Source organism: Arthrobacter sp. D1-17 (assembly GCF_054130535.1).
On sequence record NZ_CP096382.1, the window covers coordinates 1,253,741 to 1,275,448 of the forward strand.

Genomic DNA, 21,708 nt, shown 5'->3' on the forward strand with positions numbered 1-21,708 from the left:
TTCCCCGTGGGTGGGACTTCATACCTGCTGGAAACACTGTTGGACAAGCATAGGAGCACGAATGGAAATCTGGCCCGGATCGGCGTATCCCCTTGGCGCCACCTTCGACGGAACCGGAACCAACTTCGCGTTGTTCAGCGAACGGGCAGAGAAAGTTGAGCTGTGCCTCTTCGACGACGACGGCACCGAAACCAGGGTTGATGTCGCAGAAGTGGACGGATACGTCTGGCACTGTTACCTGCCGCACGTGCAGCCCGGACAAAAATACGGCTACCGCGTGCACGGGCCCTACGACCCGGCCTCCGGTAACCGCTTCAACCCCAACAAGCTCCTCCTGGACCCGTATGCCAAGGCAGTGCACGGCCAGATCGACTGGGACCCTGCCCTGTTCTCTTACAACATGGGAGACCCCAGCTCGCGGAACGACGCCGACTCCGCGCCGCACATGATGATGGGCGTGGTCATCAACCCGTTCTTCGACTGGGCCGGGGACCAGAACCTCCGGATCCCGTACCACCAGTCGGTCATCTACGAGGCCCACGTGAAGGGCCTGACGCAGCTCCACCCGGAAATTCCGGAGGAGCAGCGCGGCACCTACGCCGGCGTGGCACACCCGGCCGTCATCTCGCACCTGCAGAAGCTGGGCGTCACCGCCATTGAACTCCTTCCCGTGCACCAGTTCGTCAATGACGGCATTTTGCAGGACAAGGGACTGTCCAACTACTGGGGCTACAACACCATCGGGTTCTTCGCCCCGCACAACAGCTACAGCTCCACGGGGGACACCGGCCAGCAGGTGCAGGACTTCAAGGCCATGGTCCGGGCCCTCCACCAGGCCGGCATCGAAGTCATCCTCGACGTCGTGTACAACCACACGGCCGAGGGCAACCACCTGGGCCCCACGCTGTCCTTCAAGGGCATCGACAACCAGGCCTACTACCGGCTCATGGAGGGGGACCTCCAGCACTACATGGACTACACCGGCACCGGCAACTCCCTGAACGTCCGCCAGCCGCACTCCCTGCAGCTCCTCATGGACTCCCTGCGGTACTGGGTGACGGAAATGCACGTTGACGGTTTCCGTTTCGATCTAGCCTCCACACTGGCCCGTGAGTTCTACGACGTCGACAAGCTCTCCACCTTCTTCGAACTCATCCAGCAGGACCCGGTCGTCTCGCAGGTGAAGCTGATCGCGGAGCCCTGGGACGTCGGCCCCGGCGGTTACCAGGTGGGGAACTTCCCGCCGCAGTGGACGGAATGGAACGGCAAGTACCGCGACACCGTCCGTGATTTCTGGCGCGGTGAGCCGGCAACCCTCGGTGAATTCGCCTCACGCATCACCGGCTCGGCAGACCTCTACGAGCACTCCGGCCGCCGGCCCGTGGCCTCCATCAACTTCGTCACGGCCCACGACGGCTTTACCCTGGCCGACCTGGTGTCCTACAACGAGAAGCACAATGAGGCCAACGGCGAAGGCAACAACGACGGCGAATCCCACAACCGGTCCTGGAACTGCGGGGCCGAAGGCCCCACCGACGACGCCAAGGTCCTGGCACTGCGCGCCCGCCAGCAGCGGAACTTCATCGGCTCGCTCCTGCTTTCCCAAGGCGTGCCCATGCTGCTGCACGGCGACGAGCTCGGCCGGACCCAGCAGGGAAACAACAACGGCTATTGCCAGGACTCCGAGCTGACCTGGATCAACTGGGACAACGTGGACCAGCCGCTGATTGAGTTCACCGCCGCGGTCAACTCCCTGCGGGCCAAGCACCCCACGTTCCGGCGCAGTAGGTTCTTCGATGGCAGGCCCGTCCGCCGGGGCGAAGGCGAGCGGCTGCCGGACATCGTATGGCTCGACCCCGCCGGTTCCGTCATGCAGCCGGAGGACTGGGACAGCGGTTTCGGCCGTTCTGTGGGCGTCTTCCTCAACGGAGACGGCATCCAGGGCAAGGACGGCCGCGGGCGGCGCATCCAGGACGTCAACTTCCTGCTGTACTTCAACGCCCACGACGGTGACGTCGAGTTCACGCTTCCGCCGGACGAGTACGCCCCGGCCTGGGACATCATCATTGACACCGCCGGGGAAGGTGCTGACTCGAAGCCCGTGCACGCCGGAGGCATGCTGTCCGTCGCGGCGAAGTCGCTCGTGGTGCTCCGTGCCCACAGCGCCCCGGAGGAGGAACCCGACCACTCCGTGGCGGCTTCACTGGCAGCACTGACGCAGACAGCCACCGCCGAGACCGCTGCGCTCACCGCGCCCGCCATCCCGGAACCGGCCAAGACGAAGAAACCGGGGGCACAGTCCGCGCAGGCTCCGGAGGAGCACTCCGAACGCCAGGCCGAAGAAAAGCAGGCTGAACAGACGGTCGAACAGGCAGCCGAACAGCCGGCAGCACAGGCGGCCGAACAGCCAGCCGAACAGCCAGCCGAACAGCCGGCAGCACAGGCAGCCGAACAGCCAGCCGAACGGCCAGCCGAACGGCCGGCACAGCCGGCGGCGAAGCCTGCGCGGAAGCAAGCCGGCAACCCGAAGGCGGGCAAGCCGGAGGGGGAGGGCGCATGAGAACGCCAGTCTCCACGTACCGGCTGCAGATCAGGCAGGGATTCACGCTGTTTGATGCCGCCGACACCGTGCCGTACCTGAAATCACTCGGCGTTGACTGGATCTACCTGTCACCCGTACTCAAGGCCGAAAGCGGCTCGGACCACGGTTATGACGTCACCGACCCCTCGGTGGTGGACCCGGAGCGTGGCGGCCCCGAAGGGCTCGCGGCTGTGTCCAGGGCTGCCCGCGCTGCCGGGATGGGTGTCCTGATCGACATCGTGCCCAACCACGTCGGGGTGGCCACACCGGTGCAGAACCCTTGGTGGTGGTCGCTGCTCAAGGAGGGCCGTGAATCCCGCTACGCCGAGGCTTTCGACGTCGACTGGGACTTCGGCGGTGGGCGCATCCGGATTCCGGTCCTCGGCAGCGACGACGACCTCGACCAGCTCGAGGTTAAGGACGGAGAGCTGCGTTATTACGACCACCGGTTCCCGCTGGCCGAGGGCAGCTACACCGAAGGCGACTCACCCCGGGACGTCCATGACAGGCAGCACTACGAGCTGATCGGCTGGCGCCGCGCCGACTACGATCTGAACTACCGCCGCTTCTTCGCCGTGAACACGCTCGCCGGGGTCCGCGTCGAACTGCCGTCGGTTTTTGATGAGGCGCATGAGGAAGTGGTGCGCTGGTTCCGCGAAGGACTGGCGGACGGACTGCGAATCGACCACCCGGACGGCCTCGCCGATCCCGGGGGCTACCTCAAGCGGCTCCGGGAAGCCGCGGGCGGCGCCTACCTGCTGATCGAGAAGATCCTCGAGCCGGGGGAGCAGCTGCCCGCCAGCTTCGAATGCGAAGGAACCACCGGCTACGACGCGCTTGCCGACGTCGACCGGATCTTCGTTGACCCGCAGGGACAGGGCGCCCTCGACCGGCTCGACGCCCGGCTGCGCGGCGGAGCTCCGGCGGACTACCAGGAGATGATCCGGGGCACCAAGCGCCGGATCACCGACGGCATCCTCCACTCCGAGATTCTGCGGCTGGCGCGGCTGGTACCGGAGGACGCCGGGCTCGCCACGGAAACCGCCGCGGATGCCATCTCGGAGATCATCGCCGCCTTCCCCGTGTACCGCACCTACCTGCCGGAAGGCGCGGAGGTCCTCAAGGAAGCCTGCGAGCTTGCCGCACGTTGGCGGCCGGAGCTGGACCAGACCATCTCCGTGCTCCACCCGCTGCTGCAGGACACTGACCTGCCGCTCTCCCGCAGGTTCCAGCAGACCTCGGGCATGGTGATGGCCAAGGGCGTGGAGGACACCGCGTTCTTCCGCTACACCAGACTCGGCACCCTGACCGAGGTGGGCGCGGACCCCACCGAGTTCTCGGTCGCGCCGGAAGAGTTCCACAACCGGATGGCCCGCCGCCAGGCCGAGCTGCCGCTGTCCATGACCACCCTCAGCACACACGACACCAAGCGGAGCGAGGACACCCGGGCCCGGATATCGGTCATCACCGAAGTCCCTGAGGCCTGGGAAAAGTCACTGGACCGGCTGAACGCGCTGGCCCCGCTGCCGGACGGTCCGCTGTCCGTACTCCTTTGGCAGGCCATTGCAGGTGCCTGGCCTGCGGACCGGGAGAGGCTGCAGTCCTACGCACTTAAGGCTGCCCGCGAAGCCAGCAGCTCAACCACGTGGACGGACCCCGATTCCGCCTTCGAAGAGAAGTTGGCCGCAGCCGTCGACGCCGCGTTTGACAACAAGGAGGTCAGGGCGGAACTTGAGTCCCTCGTGGAACTCCTGGCACCCTACGGCGCGGTGAACTCCCTCTCGGCGAAGCTTGTCCAGCTGACCATGCCCGGAGTGCCTGACGTCTACCAGGGCACGGAGTTCTGGGACCGCTCCCTGACCGACCCGGACAACCGCCGCCCGTTCAGCTTCCCGGAGCGGCAGCAGGCGCTGGAACAGCTGGACGCCGGGGAACTTCCCTCATCGTTCACGGACCAGCGGACAAAGCTGCTCGTGACCTCCCGCGCGCTCCGGCTGCGCCGCGACCGGCCGGAGCTGTTCACCGGATACCGGCCCGTGGAGGCGAGCGGTCCCGCCGCCGGTCACCTGCTGGGATTCCACCGCGGCACCGCCGGAGCGCCTGGCGCCGTCACCCTTGCAACACGGCTGCCGTACGGTCTGGAGCAGGCGGGCGGCTGGCGGGACAGCGCCGTCGATCTCGATACCGCCATGAAGGACGAACTGACCGGTGCCAGCTTCGGACCGGGGCCCGTGGAGATCGCCGGGATCTTCCGGACCTACCCGGTTGCGCTGCTGGTCCCTGAAACAGGAGGAAAGTCATGACGCACCACGCGACGTACCCCCGCGAAGCGGCCAAGCCCGTGCAGGGCGCGGAGCGCTTCGACATCTGGGCGCCGGAGGCAGGTTCCGTGACGCTGCTGGCCGGCGGGGAACGCTACCCGATGGCGCGCCGGCCTGGCACCGAACCGGAGGACGACGGCTGGTGGACCGCCGCCGGTGCTCCCGCAGGGGGAGAGGTGGACTACGGCTACCTCCTCGACGGGGACGATACACCGCTGCCTGACCCGCGCACGCGCCGCCAGCCGGAGGGCGTGCACGCCCTCTCACGCACCTTCGATCCCGGTGCCCATGAATGGCGGGACACCGGGTGGCAGGGCCGGGAACTCCAGGGGGCCGTGATCTACGAGCTCCACCTGGGGACCTTCACACCCGAAGGTACGCTCGACGCTGCGGCTGGGAAGCTGGACTACCTGGCCGGCCTGGGCGTCGACTACATCGAGCTGCTTCCCGTGAACGCCTTCAACGGCACCCACAACTGGGGCTACGACGGCGTGCAGTGGTTCGCCGTCCACGAGGGTTACGGCGGGCCGGCCGCGTACCAGCGGTTTGTGGACGCTGCCCACGCCGCAGGAATCGGCGTCATCCAGGACGTGGTCTACAACCACCTCGGTCCCAGCGGAAACTACCTTCCCCGGTTCGGTCCGTATCTCAAGCAGGGCGAGGGGAACACCTGGGGGGATTCGGTCAACCTGGACGGGCCCGGCTCGGACCACGTGCGCCGGTACATCCTGGACAACGTGGCCATGTGGCTGCGCGACTTCCGGGTGGACGGCCTCCGCCTGGACGCCGTCCACGCCCTCAAGGACGAGCGCGCCGTCCACATCCTGGAGGACTTCGGGACCCTGGCCGACCAGATCTCCGAAGAGGTGGGACGGCCACTGACCCTGATCGCCGAGTCGGACCTCAACAACCCCCGCCTCCTCTACCCGCGGGAAGTCAACGGCTACGGCCTGGCCGGGCAGTGGAGCGACGACTTCCACCACGCCGTGCATGTCAACGTGAGCGGGGAAACCACCGGGTACTACAGCGATTTCGATTCGCTCGGCGCTCTTGCCAAGGTGCTCCAGGACGGGTTCTTCCACGACGGCAGCTACTCCAGCTTTCGGGAGAGGCACCATGGCCGGCCGATCAACTTCGACGCCGTTCATCCGGCGGCGCTGGTGGTCTGCTCGCAGAACCACGACCAGATCGGGAACAGGGCCACCGGGGACCGGCTGTCCCAGACACTGCCCTACGGCAGCCTGGCGCTGGCTGCCGTGCTGACCCTGACCGGACCCTTCACGCCCATGCTGTTCATGGGTGAGGAATATGGCGCCACCACGCCCTGGCAGTTCTTCACCTCCCACCCGGAACCCGAGCTTGGCAAGGCCACTGCGGAAGGCCGGATCAAGGAGTTCGAACGCATGGGGTGGGACCCCGCCGTCGTGCCCGATCCGCAGGATCCGGAAACGTTCACGCGCTCGAAACTGGACTGGGCGGAGGCCTCCGAAGGGGACCACGCGCGGCTGCTGGAGCTGTACCGCGCGCTCATCCGCCTGCGCCGTTCCACTCCGGACCTCACCGCGCCGGGATTCGAGGCCACCGAGGCAGAGTTCGACGACGACGCCCGCTGGCTGCGCTTCCGCCGCGGCGGGGTGCAGGTCCTGTTGAACTTCGCCGAGCAGCCCGTAACCCTGGACCGGGCGGGTGCTGAATTGCTCCTGGCAACCAACGGTGCCGTGCAGATCGACGCAGGCAAGGTGGAGCTGCCCGGGCTGAGCGCGGCCGTTATCCGCGACTGACGGTGTCACGCCGGCAGCCAGTGGCGTCCATCATCCTGACCAGATGATGGACGCCACGCCCGCGGACTCCGTCCGGCTGGAAGGATGGCGGTATGACTTATCTGGCTGCGGAGAACCGCTACAAGACCATGCCATACCGCCGCGTCGGACGCAGCGGACTCAAACTGCCCGCCATTTCGCTCGGGCTCTGGCACAACTTCGGCGACGACAAGCGCTTTGACGAGCAGCGAGCCATCCTGCGCCGTGCCTTCGACCTCGGCGTCAACCACTTCGACCTGGCCAACAACTACGGCCCGCCTGACGGATCGGCCGAAACCAACTTCGGCCGCCACCTGAAGGAAGACTTCAAGCCCTACCGCGACGAATTGGTCATCTCCACCAAGGCCGGCTACTACATGTGGCCCGGGCCGTACGGGGAATGGGGCTCCCGCAAATACCTGCTGTCCAGCCTTGACCAGTCACTGCAGCGGATGGGGCTGGACTACGTCGACATCTTCTACAGCCACCGGCCGGACCCCGAGACGCCACTGGAGGAGACTATGGGCGCGCTGGACCACGCCGTCCGTTCCGGCAAGGCCCTCTACGCCGGCATTTCCTCCTACACACCGGAGCAGACCCTGGAGGCGGCCCGGATCCTCAAGGAACTCGGCACGCCGCTGCTCATCCACCAGCCCAGCTACTCCATGCTGAACCGGTGGACCGAGAGCGGCAGCCCCAGCCTGTACGAGGCACTGGACCAGGTGGGGGCTGGCTCCATTGCTTTCTCCCCGCTTGCCCAGGGCATGCTCACCGACCGCTACCTCCACGGCATCCCCGTCGATTCCCGGGCGGCCAAGGCCCGGTTCCTTTCTGAATCGGCCATCACTCAGGACAAGCTGGACCGTGTCCGCGGGCTGCACCGCATCGCCGTCGCGCGCGGTCAGTCCCTGGCGCAGATGGCCATCGCCTGGGTTCTGCGCGACCAGCCCACGGGCTCGGCCGTGACCTCAGCCCTCATCGGTGCGTCCAGTGCGGCCCAGCTCGAGGACAGCCTCTCGGCCATCAACAACCTCGAATTCAGCCCGGAGGAGCTCAACGCCATCGACGAGTTCGCCGTCGAATCCGACATCAACCTGTGGGCGCAGAAGGTCTGATTCGGGAGGAAGTAATGAAGTCGTCGGAGCCGGCAGGAACAGTGCCGGCTCCGACGGGGTTTGGTTAGACTGATAAACGCGCCGCGTGGCGCGGTGTCCGTCAGACGCTGTCTCTATCAGGTACAGGCGCGCAGGGCACTTGAAGTTTGTTCTCAAAGGAGTTCCGTGTCTTCAAATCCGATTCGTGTCGCTATCGTCGGTGTGGGTAACTGCGCCGCTTCGCTGGTCCAGGGTGTCCATTATTACCGTGATGCCGACCCTCAGGCCACGATTCCGGGTCTGATGCATGTGGAGTTTGGCAAGTACCACGTCAATGATGTGCAGTTTGTTGCCGCGTTCGATGTGGACGGCAAGAAGGTCGGCGTTGACCTGGCCGATGCGATCCTGGCCAGCGAAAACAACACCATCAAGCTCACCGATGTGCCGCCCACGGGGGTGATGGTGCAGCGCGGGCCTACCCTGGACGGGCTGGGCCGGTATTACCTGGAGACGATCGAGCAGTCCGGCAAGGATCCGGTGGATGTGGTGCAGGCTTTGAAGGATGCCCGGGCGGATGTGATGGTGTGCTACCTGCCGGTCGGGTCCCAGGAGGCGGCGGAGTTTTATGCCCAGTGCGCTCTGGATGCCGGTGTGGCGTTCGTGAATGCGCTGCCGGTGTTCATTGCGGGTACGAAGGAGTGGGCCGATAAGTTCACTGCGGCCGGTGTGCCGATCGTGGGTGATGACATCAAGAGCCAGATCGGTGCCACGATCACGCACCGGGTGATGGCGAAGCTGTTTGAGGACCGCGGGGTGACGCTGGACCGCACGTACCAGCTGAACGTGGGCGGGAACATGGACTTTAAGAACATGCTCGAGCGTGACCGGCTGGAGTCCAAGAAGATTTCCAAGACCCAGGCGGTGACCTCCAATGTCGAGGCGGAGCTGGCGGCGAAGGATGTCCACATCGGCCCGTCGGATTATGTGCAGTGGCTCGATGACCGCAAGTGGGCCTTCGTGCGCCTGGAGGGCCGGAACTTCGGTGACGCGCCGGTGTCGCTGGAGTACAAGCTGGAGGTCTGGGACTCGCCGAACTCGGCCGGGGTGATCATCGACGCGATCCGTGCGGCGAAGATCGGCCTGGACCGCGGCATCGGTGGCCCGCTGCTCTCGGCCTCGAGCTATTTCATGAAGTCCCCGCCGGAGCAGTTCAACGATGACCTCGCCCGCGAGAAGGTCGAAGCCTTCATCCGCGGCGACCTCGAACGCTGACCGCCCCACTCACCACCGACGCTCTCTCACTTCCTGCAGGTTCCAACCCGACCCTCTCTCACTTTTCGCAGGGTTTTACCGGACGCTCCTGCAATTTTTGCCGGTTTTACTTCAACGCTCCCTCACCATTTGGTGGGGGAGCGTTGCTCGTTACGCATCCTGCTGATATCTGCGAGTGGCGTGGCTGGCCTGCGCAAGGGCCAGCAGCCTGAGGACCAGCTGCCTGTGCAGGTGCATCCCGACTGCGGCAGTCAGGATCAGCTGATTGACATCGTCTGGCGCTGTGGTGGCGGTAATGTCAAAGTGCGCTATGCCGTCCAGCGCCTGGCTGTAAGCATCTAGGACCTCGTCGGAAACCTGCACGCCCAGGCTTTCCATGCGGTCCAAGTGGGCATCGAGGGCCCTCCTCGCGTCGCTCGGCACGTCCGGGCAGTTACGAAAGCGAACAACGGCGTCGCTCCCTTGGGTGCGCAGGCCGCCGTCGTCCTTCCCCTCCTCAGTTAGCTGCAGTACCGTGCGCTGCACTGCAGCTAACAGCTCAAGGCGGGGCACGCCGTCGTCCGCCAGCTTTAGGAGACCGCGGATCTGCGTTATGTTCAACCCGACCACGCGTCGCAGAGCCTGGATCAGCTCGAGCCGGGTGACATGCTGGGGCGTGTACTCCGCCCGCGTTGCATGCACGGCCTGGCCTGCCGGCAACAGCCCCTCCCGCAGGTAAAACTTGGTGCTTGCAGGGGAGACTCCGGTGCGTTCGCTCAGCTCCTTCAGCTGCACAGCCCACTCCTTCCGAGGCAGACGGCGTCCCGCTTGGATAGCAGCAGACGCGCGAACTATCTTGATGTACTTGGTTGGATAGTGCTCCTATCCTAGAGGCATGGAGCCTTGGAATGTACTGCTTGCCAGTCACGTCATCGCAGCGCTTTTTGTCCTCGCAGTCGGCCCGCTCCAGATCCTCCGCCGCCGTCGCGACAGCATTCACCGCACGATGGGCTACCTCTGGGTCGCGGCAATGTACTACGTGTGTCTCAGCAGCTTCTGGATCGTCAGCGATGGGCACTTCAGCTGGCTGCACGGCCTTTCCGCCTTCACGATCGTCACCGTCACGCTCGGGCTCGTCAGCGCCATCCGCGGCAACATCAAGTCCCATTTCGGGAACATGGTAGGCAGCTACATTGGTATCACTGTGGCATTCATATTCGCCGTCTCGGTGCCCGGCCGCGCGATTCCACGGCTCCTCGCAGAGGACGCTCCCACCGCCTTCCACGTTGCGGGGCTGGTGGTCCTCAGCATGTTCGTCATTTTCGTGTCACTCATGCGCGGCGAGGGGAAACGCTCCAAGCCGCTGAGGAACCGGGACCGGGGGCCGCGAGCGGCAGCGCGACGAGGAGCCAAACCGGCAGAAGGGACAAAATCAGCCGCCCGGACAGTTTCGTAGCTTTCGGCTCCCAGCGGTCTCTCACCCTGCGTCGGCAAAACCGGAGGCGAGGGGATGGTCCATCCACGCCGTGCGAAATGCTCGTTTGATGGTTCCTATAGTTCGTCGGAACCCGTTAGCAAGATCGTCCTTGTTGGATATTATGACCGTCCAGCCCGCCGCTTCGAACGCCTTGTCACGGCGCCTGTCGCTGAAAGCCTGGGCATCCTTAAGGTGATGTTCGCCGTCGTACTGGATGGCGAGGCGCCTGAGACGGTAGCCGAGATCCGCTGTGGGCGACGAGGAGTCGCCAACTCTCAGTGCCACTTGAAGGTCCGGTTCCGGGAGACCGGCGTCGGCAATGGCCAGGCGGAGCAGCGATTCGGGCGCGGAATCGGATCCGATCCGCATCACGTTCAGCGCTTCCCGGGCGTGCACCACACCTTGGAGGTTCGGGTGGCGCCCCACCAGAGCACGCAACCCCTCCAACGTGTCGAAAGGGTCTGTGCGGCCCTCGAAGTCGACCCGCGGGATGCGAATCAACTGATCGCCCATGCACACCAAGTCCCTGACGGATAGGCGTCGCGAAAGATCCAGCCATGTGCGCGACCGGGTGCTGAGCCAAATGCCGTCGATGAATTCAACCTCATTCTCAGCGGCCAGCACTGTGTGGCCGAGGACACCCTTGCGGCGCACCGAGGGCAGAGCTCGTGGCTTGCTCAAGTGCAGCTCCATCGAGTCTTCCAACCACGGTGGCAGTAGCTGGCAGCGAAGCCGTGCTGCAGTCACGTGGGAAATCCAGGACCCGGGGGATGCAGCAGAGAGCGCCCGAGCTGCGGCTTCCAGTTCAAAGTTCCAGTTCGATGGACGGTAGAGACCGCGACCAACGTGGATGATGTCCTTTCGCCGCAGCCGGCTCATGGCCACGCCGGAAGCCCTTGCGGATTCAAGCGTGAATGGAGCCGTTGCCAGGTGGTCCGGCAAACCGTTGCGCATTTGCATGCTGGCATTGTTACTCGAACTGCTGTCGCGCTGCAGGAGTTATCCACAGGTTGGCGCTGGCCCCAGACAGAGGGTCTGGGGGAAGGGCGGCGAGATGTGAGAGAGCGTGGGGGGATTGGCGGCGAGATGTGAGAGAGCGTGGGGGGATTGGCGGCGGGATGTGAGAGAGCGTGGGGGGATTGGCGGCGGGATGTGAGAGAGCGTTAGAAGAGGCCTATGGGATTGCCGTCGTCGTCCACGTCCATGCGCAGGGCGGCGGGAACGGCGGGAAGACCTGGCATGGTCATGACCGCGCCCGTCAGGGCCACAATGAAGCCCGCGCCGGTCTTGGGAATCAGGTCGCGCACGTGAATCGTGAACCCCTTGGGCGCGCCCAGCCGGGACGCGTCATCGGTAAACGAGTACTGCGTCTTGGCCATGCAGACCGGCAGGGCTGACCAGCCGTTCTTCTCGATGTCCGCGAGCCGGCGCAGCGCCGGGACAGAGAAGTCCACGCCGTCCGCGCCGTAGATCTCCTGCGCGATGGTCCGGATCTTGTCCTCCACCGACAGTTCCAGTGGATAGAGGTGCCGGAAGCTGCTGGGGCCGGCCACAGCCGCGGCCACCTTGGCCGCGAGGTCGTCACCGCCGTCGCCTCCTCCGCCCCGGCCCCAGACATCTGCCACCGCAGCCTGGATGCCCTCCCCGGCACACCAGCCAAGCAGCCAGCCGAGCTCCTCCTCGGTGTCCGTGGCGAACCTGTTGATGGCCACCACGGGAGTGACGCCGAACTTTTCGACGTTCCGGACATGGCGCCGAAGGTTGGCGATACCGGCAGCCAGTGCCTCGACATTGGGTTCCGTAAGGCGGTCCTTCGCCACGCCGCCCTGCATTTTGAGGGCCCGCACCGTGGCTACGACCACGACGGCGGCCGGTGCCACGTCCGCGACGCGTGCCTTGATGTCCATGAACTTCTCCGCGCCGAGATCGGCACCGAAGCCGGCCTCGGTCACCACGATGTCCGCGAGCCGGCGTGCCGTCTGGGTGGCGATGAGGGAGTTGCAGCCGTGGGCAATGTTGGCGAATGGCCCGCCGTGCACCAGGGCAGGAGTACCCGCGATGGTCTGCACCAGATTGGGCCGGATAGCGTCCTTGAGCAGCAGCGCCAGCGCACCCTGCACCCCCAGGTCTGCTACCGTGACGGGCGTCCGGTCGTACGTGTACCCGAAGGTGATCCGGCCCAGCCGCCCGCGCAGGTCCGCCACGTCCGTGGCAAGGCAGAACACCGCCATGACCTCCGAGGCCACCGTGATGTCGAACCCGTCCTGGCGCGGAATGCCCTGCCAAGGTCCGCCGAGGCCGATGACCACCTCCCGGAGGGCGCGGTCGTTCATGTCCAGGACCCGCTTGAACGTCATGCGGCGGGGGTCGATGTTCAGCTCATTGCCTTGGTAGATATGGTTGTCCACCAGGGCCATCAGGGCGTTGTTGGCGGACGTTATGGCGTGGAAATCGCCGGTAAAGTGCAGGTTGATCTCGTCCATGGGGACCACCTGCGAGTACCCGCCACCGGTTGCCCCGCCCTTCATGCCCAGCACCGGCCCCAGCGACGGCTCACGCAGGGCGACCATCACCTTGTGGCCGGCCTTCGCTAGCGAGTCAGCAAGCCCCACGGTGGTGGTGGACTTGCCCTCTCCGGCGGGGGTGGGGGACATCGCGGAAACCAGGACCACCTTCCCCGAGGGCGCCCCGGCGGTCAGCTTTGCCGGATCAATTTTTGCCTTGTAGCGGCCGAAAGGTTCCACAGCGGCGGCATCAATCCCGGCGGCGGCAGCAATATCAACGATGGGCCGCAGGGTAGCGGCGCGGGCGATGTGGAGGTCGCTCATGGGCTTATCAGACATCGTCGTCCTTCATGGTTGGGGAAATATCCGTGGGGTCCTCCACGGAAAACTCAGCCGGTGAGCGGCGGGCCGAGGCCGGCGGCGACCTTGTGCCGGGCGAAGAACTCGTCAACGGCGGCGTGGTAGCTTTCGAGCGTGATGACCGCCGTGCGCTGCCACCCCGAGTTCTGCGCGTGCAGGGACGCTGCCCGGCCCATGTCCTCCCTGGTGGCGGGATCGTCGTAGAGGGCTTCGAGCACATCGGCCCAGTCGGCGGCCTTGTGCCCGTCAACCAGCAGTCCGGTGCGGCCGTCAAAAACGGCGCGGGAAAGGCCGCCCACGCGGGTAGCCACCACGGGTGTTCCGCACGCCTGGGCCTCCAGTGCAACAAGTCCGAAGGATTCGCTGTAAGAGGGCATCACCACCACGTCAGCTGCCCGGAACCACGCCGCGAGCTCGCGCGGGGCGACGGGGGGATGATGAGTGACGACGTCGTCCATTCCTGCCGCGGTGACCAGCGACTTCAGGTTGAAGTCCTTGGCGCCGCTCAAAGCTCCGAGGATGGTCACCTTGAGATCAATGTCCGGCCGGCGCTCGCGGAGGAGCGCGGCAGCCTTCAGCAGGATTTGCGGGCCCTTGAGGCGCTGGATCCTGCCCGCGAACAGCAGATGGAAGGTGCTTGGGGCAATGCCCTTGGCCGCACGGGAGCGGCTGCGGAAGGCCGGGGTGAAAACAGAGAGGTCAACGCCCGGGGGTGCGACGTCGATGTGGTCGTAGTCGGCGCCGTAGTGCGATACCAGCTCCGCGGCCTCCGCGCTGGTGTTCGCGATCAGCCGGGTGGCGCCGTCCACAATCCGGTGCTCGCCTACTTCGCGCCGGCGCGGCTCGGGTTTTTCGCCGGACTGCAGCAGGAGGTTTTTGACCTTGGCCATGGTGTGCATCGTGTGTACCAGGGGCACGTTCCACAGTTCGGACAGCTCCAGTCCTGCCACGCCTGACACCCAGTAGTGGGAATGGATGAGGTCGTAGCGCCCGTGCGGCTGGCTCCCGCGGATCCGCTCGATCTCGGCAACCATGCTGTGCAGCAGCTCCGGCAGTTCCTCCTTGGGCACCTTCCGCGGCGGTCCCGCAAAAACGTTGTGGACGCACACTCCGGGGTCCGGGTGCTCGACGGCGGGCAGGCCGGCGTCCGTGGAACGGGTGAAGATCTCCACTTCAACCCCGTTTTCGGCTAGGGCAGCGGCCAGACCGCGGATGTAGACGTTCATGCCGCCTGCGTCACCGGAGCCGGGTTGTTCCATCGGTGACGTGTGCAGGGACAGGAAAGCCACACGCTTGATCAGGGACATGGCTCTCCTCTCGGCCTAGCGGATGCAGGTGCCTGCCGCGCGACTGCATCCGGTAAAACATTACTCCTCGCACCCCCGCTACTCACGGTGCCAACGGCGTGCCAGGGCGGGGAACGCAGCCTCATAACCGGCCAGCAGCCGGCCAGCGAGCTTCGCAGAGTCCACCAGCGGGTGTGCGGCGAAGGCTTCGAGCGCGGCGTCGCGGTCGCCATGGGACGCGGCCCGGACCGTCAGGCGTTCCACCCGCTTGAGGCGCTGCATCAGCTCCAGCTGCGGAGCTGCAGGCCGGGCCTGCCGTATCGGCACGGCTCCGCCGAACGTCACCGTGCAGGGAACCTCGACGACGGCGTCCGCCGGCAGCCCGGGAATGGCCGGCTCAGCGGCACCCTCCCCGGTAACGTCCGCGTTGCGCGTGTTGAGGATAAGCTGCGTGCTCCCCGTCCCGCCGGCGAGGGCCTTCATGACCGACAGCGCCACCTGTTCGTAGCCGCCGCCCGCAAGATCCCCGGCGTCGCGTCCCTGGCCGCCGCTGCGGGCCTCGGCAAGGTAGCCCTCCTCACGGGACAGCCGGGCGGCGTCCCACAACCCGAATGCCGCGTCCCCGGCCGCAGCAAGCCTGGGGTACAGCTCTGCCTGCTGGCTGTGGATGGACTCGCCGCGCGTCGCCACCATGGCCTGCATCGCGGAGACGGCGCGGGCTGTTTCGTAGTAATAGAACAGGTATTCGTTGGGCAGTAGCCCCAGTTCCTGCAGGAAGGGCTGCGGAAACAGCCTGCCCTCCTCGAAGCCCGCCAGCGCGCCGGCGTCCGCCAACAGCTCTGGAAGGAGGTCGCGGCCGCCGGACTCCAGCCGGTACAGCCAGCCGAGGTGGTTGAGCCCGTAGTAGCCCACGCCGTCGAGCCTTCCCGCGGGCAGCGGCGCGCCCGCCGCCCGGGCAGCGCGGTGGACCAGGGCGCTGGCTGAGTCGCAGATGCCGATTACCATGGGGCCCATAACGGGCAGCAGCGCCTCGGTGACCATACCGGCAGGGTTCGTGAAGTTGACCAGCCATGCGTCGGGGGAATGCGCCCGCATGGACTCGGCGAGTTCCAGCATGGCGGGGATGGAGCGCAGCGCGTAGGAGATGCCCCCGGCGCCGGTGGTTTCCTGGCCGAGCAGCCCCAGTTCCTGGGCAACCCGCTCGTCGGCAATGCGTCCGACCGTCCCGCCCGGTCGGATGGCTGCGAACACCACGTCGGTGCCGGCGAGTGCTTCCGGGAGCGAGGTGGTGGCCGTGATTTTCGGGGGAGGCCCGACGGCGGCAGTACGGTCCGGCGCGGAGTGCGCCGCCGGCATGAGCCTGGCTGCAGTCGCTGCTTCCAAGGAACGGAGCACCGCGGTGACGGCAGCGAGGCGGGCGGGATCGACGTCGAAAAGCACCAGTTCCCGGACCAGGCCGGCATAGGGGCCGGAACACAGCGCCCGGTACACCAGGGGAACCCGGAATCCGCCGCCGCCTGCAATCATGAGCCGCATGGCAAGGAGTCTATGCCCAATCAGCTGGGGCCTCCCGTTTTCCGTGCCACTCATGGCCGGGGCCGGAAGCGGGTGACGTGCCCGGCCCCCAGATTTCGGGGTTTCACCAGCTGGGCACACGGCGTAGTGTGCCGAACATGGATGCGATTCCCGCGCGCCGGTTCGATCCGCTCTCCTCCGTCCGAACGCCGTCGGCCGGAGGCTTCGACCTGCTCCTCGCCGGAACGGTCTTCCAGGACATCATTTTCACCGGGCTGCCGCACGCGCCCGAGCCCGGCACTGAGATTTGGAGCGAAGGCATGGGGAGCTGTCCCGGGGGAGTGGCCAACCAGGCCATCGCTGCGGCCCGGCTGGGACTGCGGACAGGACTCGCCGCAGCCTTCGGAGATGACGGGTACGGAGACTACAACTGGAAGATCCTTGCCGGGCAGGAGCATGTTGACCTCTCCCTGTCCCGGCGCGTAGCCGGCTGGCATTCCCCCGTGACGGTGTCCCTCAGCGTGGACCACGATCGTTCCATGGTCACCCACGGCCACGCCGCGCCCGTGACGTCCTCGGAACTTGTGGGCGACCCTCCGCCGGCGTTGGCAGCGGTGGCAGACCTTGGCCACGAACTCGAGCCGTGGGTGCTTGCCGCCCACTCCGAGGGCGTGAAGCTCTTCGGCGATGTGGGCTGGGACCCCAGCGGCGAGTGGGCCCAGGCCCGGCTGGAGAATCTGCAGTACTTTTACGCTTTCATGCCCAACCAGCGCGAGGCCATGGCCTTCACGGGCAAGGAAAACCCCTGGGCCGCGCTGTATTCCCTGGCAGACCGCGTGCCCGTGGCGGTGGTGACGCTCGGCCAGCAGGGGGCCATGGCCGTCGACTCGGAAACCGGCGAGGAGGAATGGGTGCCCTCACTTCCGGTCACCGCCTATGACCCCACCGGGGCGGGGGACTGCTTTGGTGCCGCTTTCGTCGTCGGATGCCTGGCCGGATGGCCTCTGGGGGACCGGCTGCGCTTCGCCAACCTGTGCGCCGCGCTCGCCGTGCAGGAAGTTGGAGGCTCCCTGGCGGCGCCGGGATGGGGAGACATCGCCGACTGGTGGAAGCGGGCAAATGCCAGGCCGGAGCGGCGGGGCAGCCAGTGGCTGCGGCGCTACGCCTTCCTCGCCGACATCGTCCGGGATGTTCCGCCGGAAGCCATGCGGCGGGCGGCTGCCACGATCGCCCATCTGTCCGACGCCTGAACACGATTGGGTCGGGGCAATTATTCGGTGGGAAGCGCCAGCACTAGAATCAGTAGAGTGACTTATCCAGCAGCAACAGGCGACCTCCCTCCGGTAGCAGGTCCGGTGCCGCACCTCTCCCAGGAACGCTCCGCCATCATCGACCTTGAGGCCATCCGCCACAACGTCCGGAGGCTGGCGGACGCCGCCTCGCCGGCGAAGGTCATGGCAGTAGTTAAAGCCGACGCCTACGGCCATGGCGCCGTGCCGGTGGCCCGCGCAGCCTTGGAGGCCGGCGCCAAGTGGCTCGGAGTCGCCCATATTTCCGAGGCCCTGGCTCTCCGCGCCGCCGGAATCGACGCGCCCCTGCTGGCCTGGCTGCACACCCCGGACAGCAACTTCGGCGCGGCGGTGGCCGCCGGCGTCGATATCGGATGCTCCGGCTGGGAACTCGCGTCGATCGTCGCCGCCGCCCGGGAACAGGAGCGTCCCGCCCGCGTCCACCTGAAGGTGGATACCGGTCTTGGCCGGAACGGCGCGACAATGGAGACCTGGGACCGGCTCGTGGGCGAGGCCATGGAATACCAGGACCAGGGCCTGCTGCGCGTGGTGGGCATCTTCTCCCACCTCGCGGTGGCGGATGAGCCCGAACGGCCCGAAACCGACGAGCAGCTGGCCGCGTTCCGCGCGGTCCTCGCCATTGCGGAGGACGCCGGGGTTGACCCCGAGGTCCGCCACCTGGCGAACACCCCGGCCGCCCTGTCCCGGCCCGACACCCACTTCGACCTCGTCCGGGTTGGCCTCGGCATCTACGGGCTCTCGCCGTTCGAGGGCCAGACATCCGCCGAACTCGGTCTCCGCCCGGCCATGACCCTGCGTACCCTCGTATCCCACTGCAAGGATGTTCCCGCCGGCCAGGGAGTTTCCTACGGCTTTAACTACCACACCTCGGGCGCGAGCACCCTGGGACTCATCCCGCTCGGTTATGCCGATGGCATCCCGCGCGTCGCAACGGGCGGACCCGTGCTGGTGGAGGGCGTGACCTACCCGGTGGTCGGCAGAATCGCCATGGACCAGATGGTCATCGACCTCGGACCGCGGCACGTTACCGCGGGCGGGCACAGCGTCCTGGGTGCCGAGGCAGTGCTCTTTGGCAACGGCGAAGGCGGTGGCCCTACCGCCGATGACTGGGCGCGCGCCGCCGGAACCATCAACTACGAAATCGTCACCCGGATCAGCCCCCGGGTGCCGCGCACGTTCATCAATGAAACACCTATCAGTGAAACGGAGGTGCCGTGAGCGAGCCGGCACTCCTTGACGCGCCCCGCTGGGTGATCACCCTGAAGGTCACGACGGCGGAACAGACCCACGCGCTCGGCGCGGCGCTCGCCGGGGTGCTGCGGGCAGGCGACCTGCTGGTCCTCATCGGTGAACTGGGCGCCGGCAAGACGACATTCACGCAGGGCCTCGGGGAAGGGATGGGCGTGCGCGAGGGCATCATCTCACCCACGTTCGTGCTGGTCAGGATCCATCCCAACCTTCCGGACGGCCCCAACCCCGGCGGCCCCGACCTGGTCCACGTGGACGCCTACAGGCTGGGATCGGCGTCGGAAATCGACGACATCGACCTTGAGAACACTATGGATTCGTCCGTCACCGTGGTGGAGTGGGGACGCGGCCGCGTGGAGCACCTGAGCGACAGCCGGCTCGAGGTCGAACTGCACCGCTCCCTGGGCAGCAAGTCTTTGGCTGCCAGCTCATCAGGCGTCCTGGACTTCGATGCGGAGGACGATGAGGAGCCCCGCACAATCCTTATCCGTGGCTTCGGACCGCGCTGGACGGATCAGCCGGTTCTGGATCCGGCCGTGGAAGGAACCTCCTGATGCTCATCCTTGCGATTGATACATCTGCCGTGGCCAGTGCCGCGCTCGTGTCCGATGATGCCCTTGAAGGCGTGGTGGGCAGTTTTTCCACTGAGGACACCCGCAGCCATGCCGAGGTGCTCGCCCCGGGGATAGAAAACCTGCTTGCCGAGGCTGGCGTGACGGGGCCGGACCTGGACGCGATCGTCGTCGGCGTCGGCCCGGGCCCGTTCACTGGACTCCGCTCAGGCATTGCCACAGCCCGCACCCTTGCCTTCGCCTGGAACAAGCCGTTGCACGGCCTCATGAGTCTCGATGCCGTGGCGCTGGAGGTGGCTGAGGCCACCCACGCTCCCGAGGAGTTCCTCGTTGCCACCGATGCCCGCCGCAAAGAGGTCTACTGGGCGCGGTACACCCTGCAGGAGGGCCAGCTCCCGAAACTCGTGGACGGGCCGCATGTGGGCTTCGCCGCAGACCTTCCCGACCTGCCCGCCTATGGCGCCGGCGCCGGGCTGTATGCCGATGTGCTGCGCGCGGATCCGGACTTCAGCGCCGAGCAGCCGGATGCGCTCTACCTGGGGCAGTTCGCGCTGGCGCGGCTGGCCGCCGGCGAGGAGCTTCCCGTCTCCACCCCTCTGTACCTGCGCGAATCGGACGCCCAGGTGCCCGGGCCCCGGAAGCGCGCCCTGTGAGCAGCCAGCCAGGACAGGGGCCGCTCGCGGCCGCCGGCATCAGGGTGCGGGACATGGTTCCGGCCGACATTCCCGCTGTGCATCAGCTGGAGGAGCGGCTCTTCCCGGTGGATGCCTGGCCGTTGCAGATGTTCGTGGATGAGCTGTCCCAGCCCGAAACCCGCCGCTATCTGATCGCCGAAGCACCGGACGGCATCATCGGCTACGCCGGCCTGATGTGCATCGAGCCGATCGCCGATGTGCAGACCATCGCCGTCGTTCCGGAATACGAGGGCAGAGGGATCGGTTCGGCACTTCTCAGGGAACTGATCAGCGAGGGCCGGCGGCGCGGTGCGGCAGACCTCCTGCTTGAGGTCCGGGCAGACAACCCCCGGGCCCAGCAGCTGTACCGGCGGTTCGGGTTTGAACAGATCCACGTCCGGCGGAAGTACTACCGCGACGGCGTCGATGCCCTGATCATGCGGCTCGAACTCGCCAACGTCCTCGCACTCCACCAGGAGATCGTGCACGAGGACGCCCAGGATGACGGCTCCGATGGCAGGAATGCCGGCGGCAGGACCGGCCAGACCACCCCCACGGAGGCAGACCAGCAATGAACCGTTCCCAGCCGCTCGTGCTCGGCATCGAATCCTCCTGCGACGAAACCGGCGTCGGGATTGTCCGGGGAACCGAACTACTGACAAACACCGTGTCGTCCTCCATGGATGAACACGTCCGATTCGGCGGCGTCATTCCGGAGATCGCCTCCCGCGCGCACCTCGATGCCTTCGTGCCGACTCTCCAGGCCGCCCTCGCCGAGGCGAAGGTGACGCTGGACGACGTCGATGCCATTGCCGTCACGTCCGGCCCCGGCCTGGCGGGAGCGCTGATGGTGGGGGTCTGCGCGGCCAAAGCCTTGGCCGTTGCCACCGGAAAACCGCTGTACGCCATCAACCATCTTGTGGCCCACGTGGGTGTCGGCCTGCTGGATGCAGGGCAGGGGACACTGCCCGCAGGACACGGGCCTGCAGGGAATGGTCTTCCCGGTAACCTCGGGGCCCTCCTCGTCTCCGGCGGCCACACGGAAATTCTCCGGATCCGCAGCATCACCGACGACGTGGAACTGCTCGGCTCCACCATCGACGACGCGGCAGGGGAGGCCTATGACAAAGTGGCCAGGATCCTCAACCTGGGCTACCCGGGCGGTCCCGCCATCGACCGGATTGCCCGGAGCGGGAACGCCAAGGCCATCCGCTTTCCGCGGGGCCTGACGCAGCCGAAGTACATGGGGACGGCGGAGGAACCGGGACGGCACCGCTACGACTGGTCCTTCAGCGGCCTGAAGACCGCCGTGGCCCGCTGCGTGGAACAGTTCGAGGCCAGAGGCGAAACCGTGCCGGTGGCCGACATCGCTGCGGCCTTCCAGGAGGCCGTGGTGGATGTCATCACCTCAAAGGCCGTGCTCGCCTGCCGCGAGCAGGGCATCAGCAGCCTCCTGCTCGGCGGCGGGGTAGCAGCTAACTCGCGTCTCCGCCAGCTGACCGAACAGCGCTGCTCGGCCGCCGGCATCGTGCTGCATGTACCGCCGCTGGACCTTTGCACGGACAACGGAGCGATGGTGGCGGCGCTCGGCGCGCAGCTGGTGATGGCGGGCATTTCGCCCAGCGGCGTCACGTTCGCACCCGACTCGTCCATGCCCGTCACAACGGTTTCGGCGCCGGCGGCAGCCCCGGCAGTCGCCGTTTAGCCCCAGCCAGC

The 21,708-nt window shown here is 66.6% G+C and carries 17 protein-coding genes; 12 read left to right on the top strand and 5 right to left on the bottom strand.

The genetic code is table 11. From position 1 onward, the window contains the following. Window positions 1-61: 61 nt before the first annotated feature. From glgX to M1E01_RS05930, 5 genes are all read left to right on the top strand, one after another. On the top strand, window positions 62-2,560 hold the full coding sequence (gene glgX, locus M1E01_RS05910; RefSeq protein WP_457974150.1) for a glycogen debranching protein GlgX: 2,499 nt from the start codon (window positions 62-64) through the stop codon (window positions 2,558-2,560). Beyond that, window positions 2,557-4,884 (top strand): malto-oligosyltrehalose synthase, encoded by a 2,328-nt coding sequence (treY, locus tag M1E01_RS05915; RefSeq protein WP_457974151.1) that lies wholly within the window; start codon window positions 2,557-2,559, stop codon window positions 4,882-4,884. Before glgX ends, treY begins: the two co-directional genes overlap by 4 nt. Beyond that, window positions 4,881-6,683 (top strand): malto-oligosyltrehalose trehalohydrolase, encoded by a 1,803-nt coding sequence (treZ, locus tag M1E01_RS05920; protein WP_457974152.1) that lies wholly within the window; start codon window positions 4,881-4,883, stop codon window positions 6,681-6,683. The genes treY and treZ overlap by 4 nt, the downstream gene beginning before the upstream one ends. A gap of 92 nt (window positions 6,684-6,775) precedes the next feature. After that, a complete protein-coding gene (mgrA, locus tag M1E01_RS05925; protein WP_457974153.1) occupies window positions 6,776-7,816 on the top strand; it encodes an L-glyceraldehyde 3-phosphate reductase in 1,041 nt (346 codons plus the stop codon). A 165-nt stretch (window positions 7,817-7,981) separates the two neighbouring features. Further along, complete coding sequence (locus M1E01_RS05930) at window positions 7,982-9,067, top strand: inositol-3-phosphate synthase (protein ID WP_457973553.1); 1,086 nt, start codon at window positions 7,982-7,984, stop codon at window positions 9,065-9,067. Window positions 9,068-9,217: 150 nt separating this feature from the next. On the opposite strand, the gene M1E01_RS05935 is transcribed toward M1E01_RS05930, so the two are convergent. After that, a complete protein-coding gene (locus tag M1E01_RS05935) occupies window positions 9,218-9,841 on the bottom strand; it encodes a MerR family transcriptional regulator (protein WP_457974154.1) in 624 nt (207 codons plus the stop codon). 100 nt (window positions 9,842-9,941) lie between these two features. Here M1E01_RS05935 and M1E01_RS05940 point away from each other — a divergent pair, with 100 nt between their 5' ends. Further along, entirely contained in the window at window positions 9,942-10,502 is a 561-nt protein-coding gene (locus M1E01_RS05940; RefSeq protein WP_457974155.1) for a DUF2306 domain-containing protein, read from the top strand. A 21-nt stretch (window positions 10,503-10,523) separates the two neighbouring features. Here the strand turns inward: M1E01_RS05940 and M1E01_RS05945 are convergent, their stop codons facing one another. The 4 genes from M1E01_RS05945 to M1E01_RS05960 all read right to left on the bottom strand — a co-directional run bounded on the left by M1E01_RS05945 (window position 10,524) and on the right by M1E01_RS05960 (window position 16,209). Beyond that, a complete protein-coding gene (locus tag M1E01_RS05945) occupies window positions 10,524-11,483 on the bottom strand; it encodes a hypothetical protein (RefSeq protein WP_457974156.1) in 960 nt (319 codons plus the stop codon). 203 nt (window positions 11,484-11,686) lie between these two features. Continuing rightward, the gene (locus M1E01_RS05950; RefSeq protein WP_457974157.1) at window positions 11,687-13,366 is read right to left on the bottom strand and encodes a formate--tetrahydrofolate ligase; all 1,680 of its coding nucleotides are present in this window, start codon (window positions 13,364-13,366) and stop codon (window positions 11,687-11,689) included. 50 nt (window positions 13,367-13,416) lie between these two features. Further along, a complete protein-coding gene (mshA, locus tag M1E01_RS05955; RefSeq protein ID WP_457974158.1) occupies window positions 13,417-14,694 on the bottom strand; it encodes a D-inositol-3-phosphate glycosyltransferase in 1,278 nt (425 codons plus the stop codon). A gap of 78 nt (window positions 14,695-14,772) precedes the next feature. Beyond that, window positions 14,773-16,209 carry a family 4 glycosyl hydrolase gene (locus M1E01_RS05960; protein WP_457974159.1) on the bottom strand — a complete coding sequence of 479 codons (1,437 nt, stop codon included), beginning with the start codon at window positions 16,207-16,209 and terminating at the stop codon, window positions 14,773-14,775. A 137-nt stretch (window positions 16,210-16,346) separates the two neighbouring features. Here M1E01_RS05960 and M1E01_RS05965 point away from each other — a divergent pair, with 137 nt between their 5' ends. The 6 genes from M1E01_RS05965 to tsaD are packed head-to-tail and all read left to right on the top strand — an operon-like array spanning window position 16,347 to window position 21,697. Continuing rightward, a complete protein-coding gene (locus M1E01_RS05965) occupies window positions 16,347-17,438 on the top strand; it encodes a PfkB family carbohydrate kinase (RefSeq protein WP_457974160.1) in 1,092 nt (363 codons plus the stop codon). A 57-nt stretch (window positions 17,439-17,495) separates the two neighbouring features. Beyond that, window positions 17,496-18,716 carry an alanine racemase gene (alr, locus tag M1E01_RS05970; RefSeq protein WP_457974161.1) on the top strand — a complete coding sequence of 407 codons (1,221 nt, stop codon included), beginning with the start codon at window positions 17,496-17,498 and terminating at the stop codon, window positions 18,714-18,716. After that, window positions 18,713-19,300: a tRNA (adenosine(37)-N6)-threonylcarbamoyltransferase complex ATPase subunit type 1 TsaE gene (gene tsaE, locus M1E01_RS05975; RefSeq protein WP_457974162.1), complete on the top strand. Its 588-nt coding sequence runs from the start codon at window positions 18,713-18,715 to the stop codon at window positions 19,298-19,300. The genes alr and tsaE overlap by 4 nt, the downstream gene beginning before the upstream one ends. Next, on the top strand, window positions 19,300-19,971 hold the full coding sequence (gene tsaB / locus M1E01_RS05980; protein ID WP_457974163.1) for a tRNA (adenosine(37)-N6)-threonylcarbamoyltransferase complex dimerization subunit type 1 TsaB: 672 nt from the start codon (window positions 19,300-19,302) through the stop codon (window positions 19,969-19,971). Before tsaE ends, tsaB begins: the two co-directional genes overlap by 1 nt. Window positions 19,972-20,024: 53 nt before the next feature. Further along, window positions 20,025-20,567 carry a ribosomal protein S18-alanine N-acetyltransferase gene (gene rimI, locus M1E01_RS05985; protein WP_457974875.1) on the top strand — a complete coding sequence of 181 codons (543 nt, stop codon included), beginning with the start codon at window positions 20,025-20,027 and terminating at the stop codon, window positions 20,565-20,567. Next, window positions 20,564-21,697, top strand: a complete 1,134-nt coding sequence (gene tsaD / locus M1E01_RS05990; RefSeq protein WP_457974164.1) for a tRNA (adenosine(37)-N6)-threonylcarbamoyltransferase complex transferase subunit TsaD — start codon at window positions 20,564-20,566, stop codon at window positions 21,695-21,697. Before rimI ends, tsaD begins: the two co-directional genes overlap by 4 nt. The last annotated feature ends 11 nt before the right edge of the window (window positions 21,698-21,708 follow it).

Excerpts from the sequence above, each read along its gene's own strand:
- glgX (WP_457974150.1), top strand. The coding sequence starts at position 62 with ATGGAAATCTGGCCCGGATCGGCGTATCCCCTTGGCGCCACCTTCGAC.
- treY (WP_457974151.1), top strand. The coding sequence starts at position 2,557 with ATGAGAACGCCAGTCTCCACGTACCGGCTGCAGATCAGGCAGGGATTC.
- treZ (WP_457974152.1), top strand. The coding sequence starts at position 4,881 with ATGACGCACCACGCGACGTACCCCCGCGAAGCGGCCAAGCCCGTGCAG.
- mgrA (WP_457974153.1), top strand. The coding sequence starts at position 6,776 with ATGACTTATCTGGCTGCGGAGAACCGCTACAAGACCATGCCATACCGC.
- M1E01_RS05940 (WP_457974155.1), top strand. The coding sequence starts at position 9,942 with ATGGAGCCTTGGAATGTACTGCTTGCCAGTCACGTCATCGCAGCGCTT.
- M1E01_RS05945 (WP_457974156.1), bottom strand. The coding sequence starts at position 11,483 with ATGCAAATGCGCAACGGTTTGCCGGACCACCTGGCAACGGCTCCATTC.
- M1E01_RS05950 (WP_457974157.1), bottom strand. The coding sequence starts at position 13,366 with ATGTCTGATAAGCCCATGAGCGACCTCCACATCGCCCGCGCCGCTACC.
- mshA (WP_457974158.1), bottom strand. The coding sequence starts at position 14,694 with ATGTCCCTGATCAAGCGTGTGGCTTTCCTGTCCCTGCACACGTCACCG.
- M1E01_RS05960 (WP_457974159.1), bottom strand. The coding sequence starts at position 16,209 with ATGCGGCTCATGATTGCAGGCGGCGGCGGATTCCGGGTTCCCCTGGTG.
- M1E01_RS05965 (WP_457974160.1), top strand. The coding sequence starts at position 16,347 with ATGGATGCGATTCCCGCGCGCCGGTTCGATCCGCTCTCCTCCGTCCGA.
- tsaB (WP_457974163.1), top strand. The coding sequence starts at position 19,300 with ATGCTCATCCTTGCGATTGATACATCTGCCGTGGCCAGTGCCGCGCTC.
- rimI (WP_457974875.1), top strand. The coding sequence starts at position 20,025 with ATGGTTCCGGCCGACATTCCCGCTGTGCATCAGCTGGAGGAGCGGCTC.
- tsaD (WP_457974164.1), top strand. The coding sequence starts at position 20,564 with ATGAACCGTTCCCAGCCGCTCGTGCTCGGCATCGAATCCTCCTGCGAC.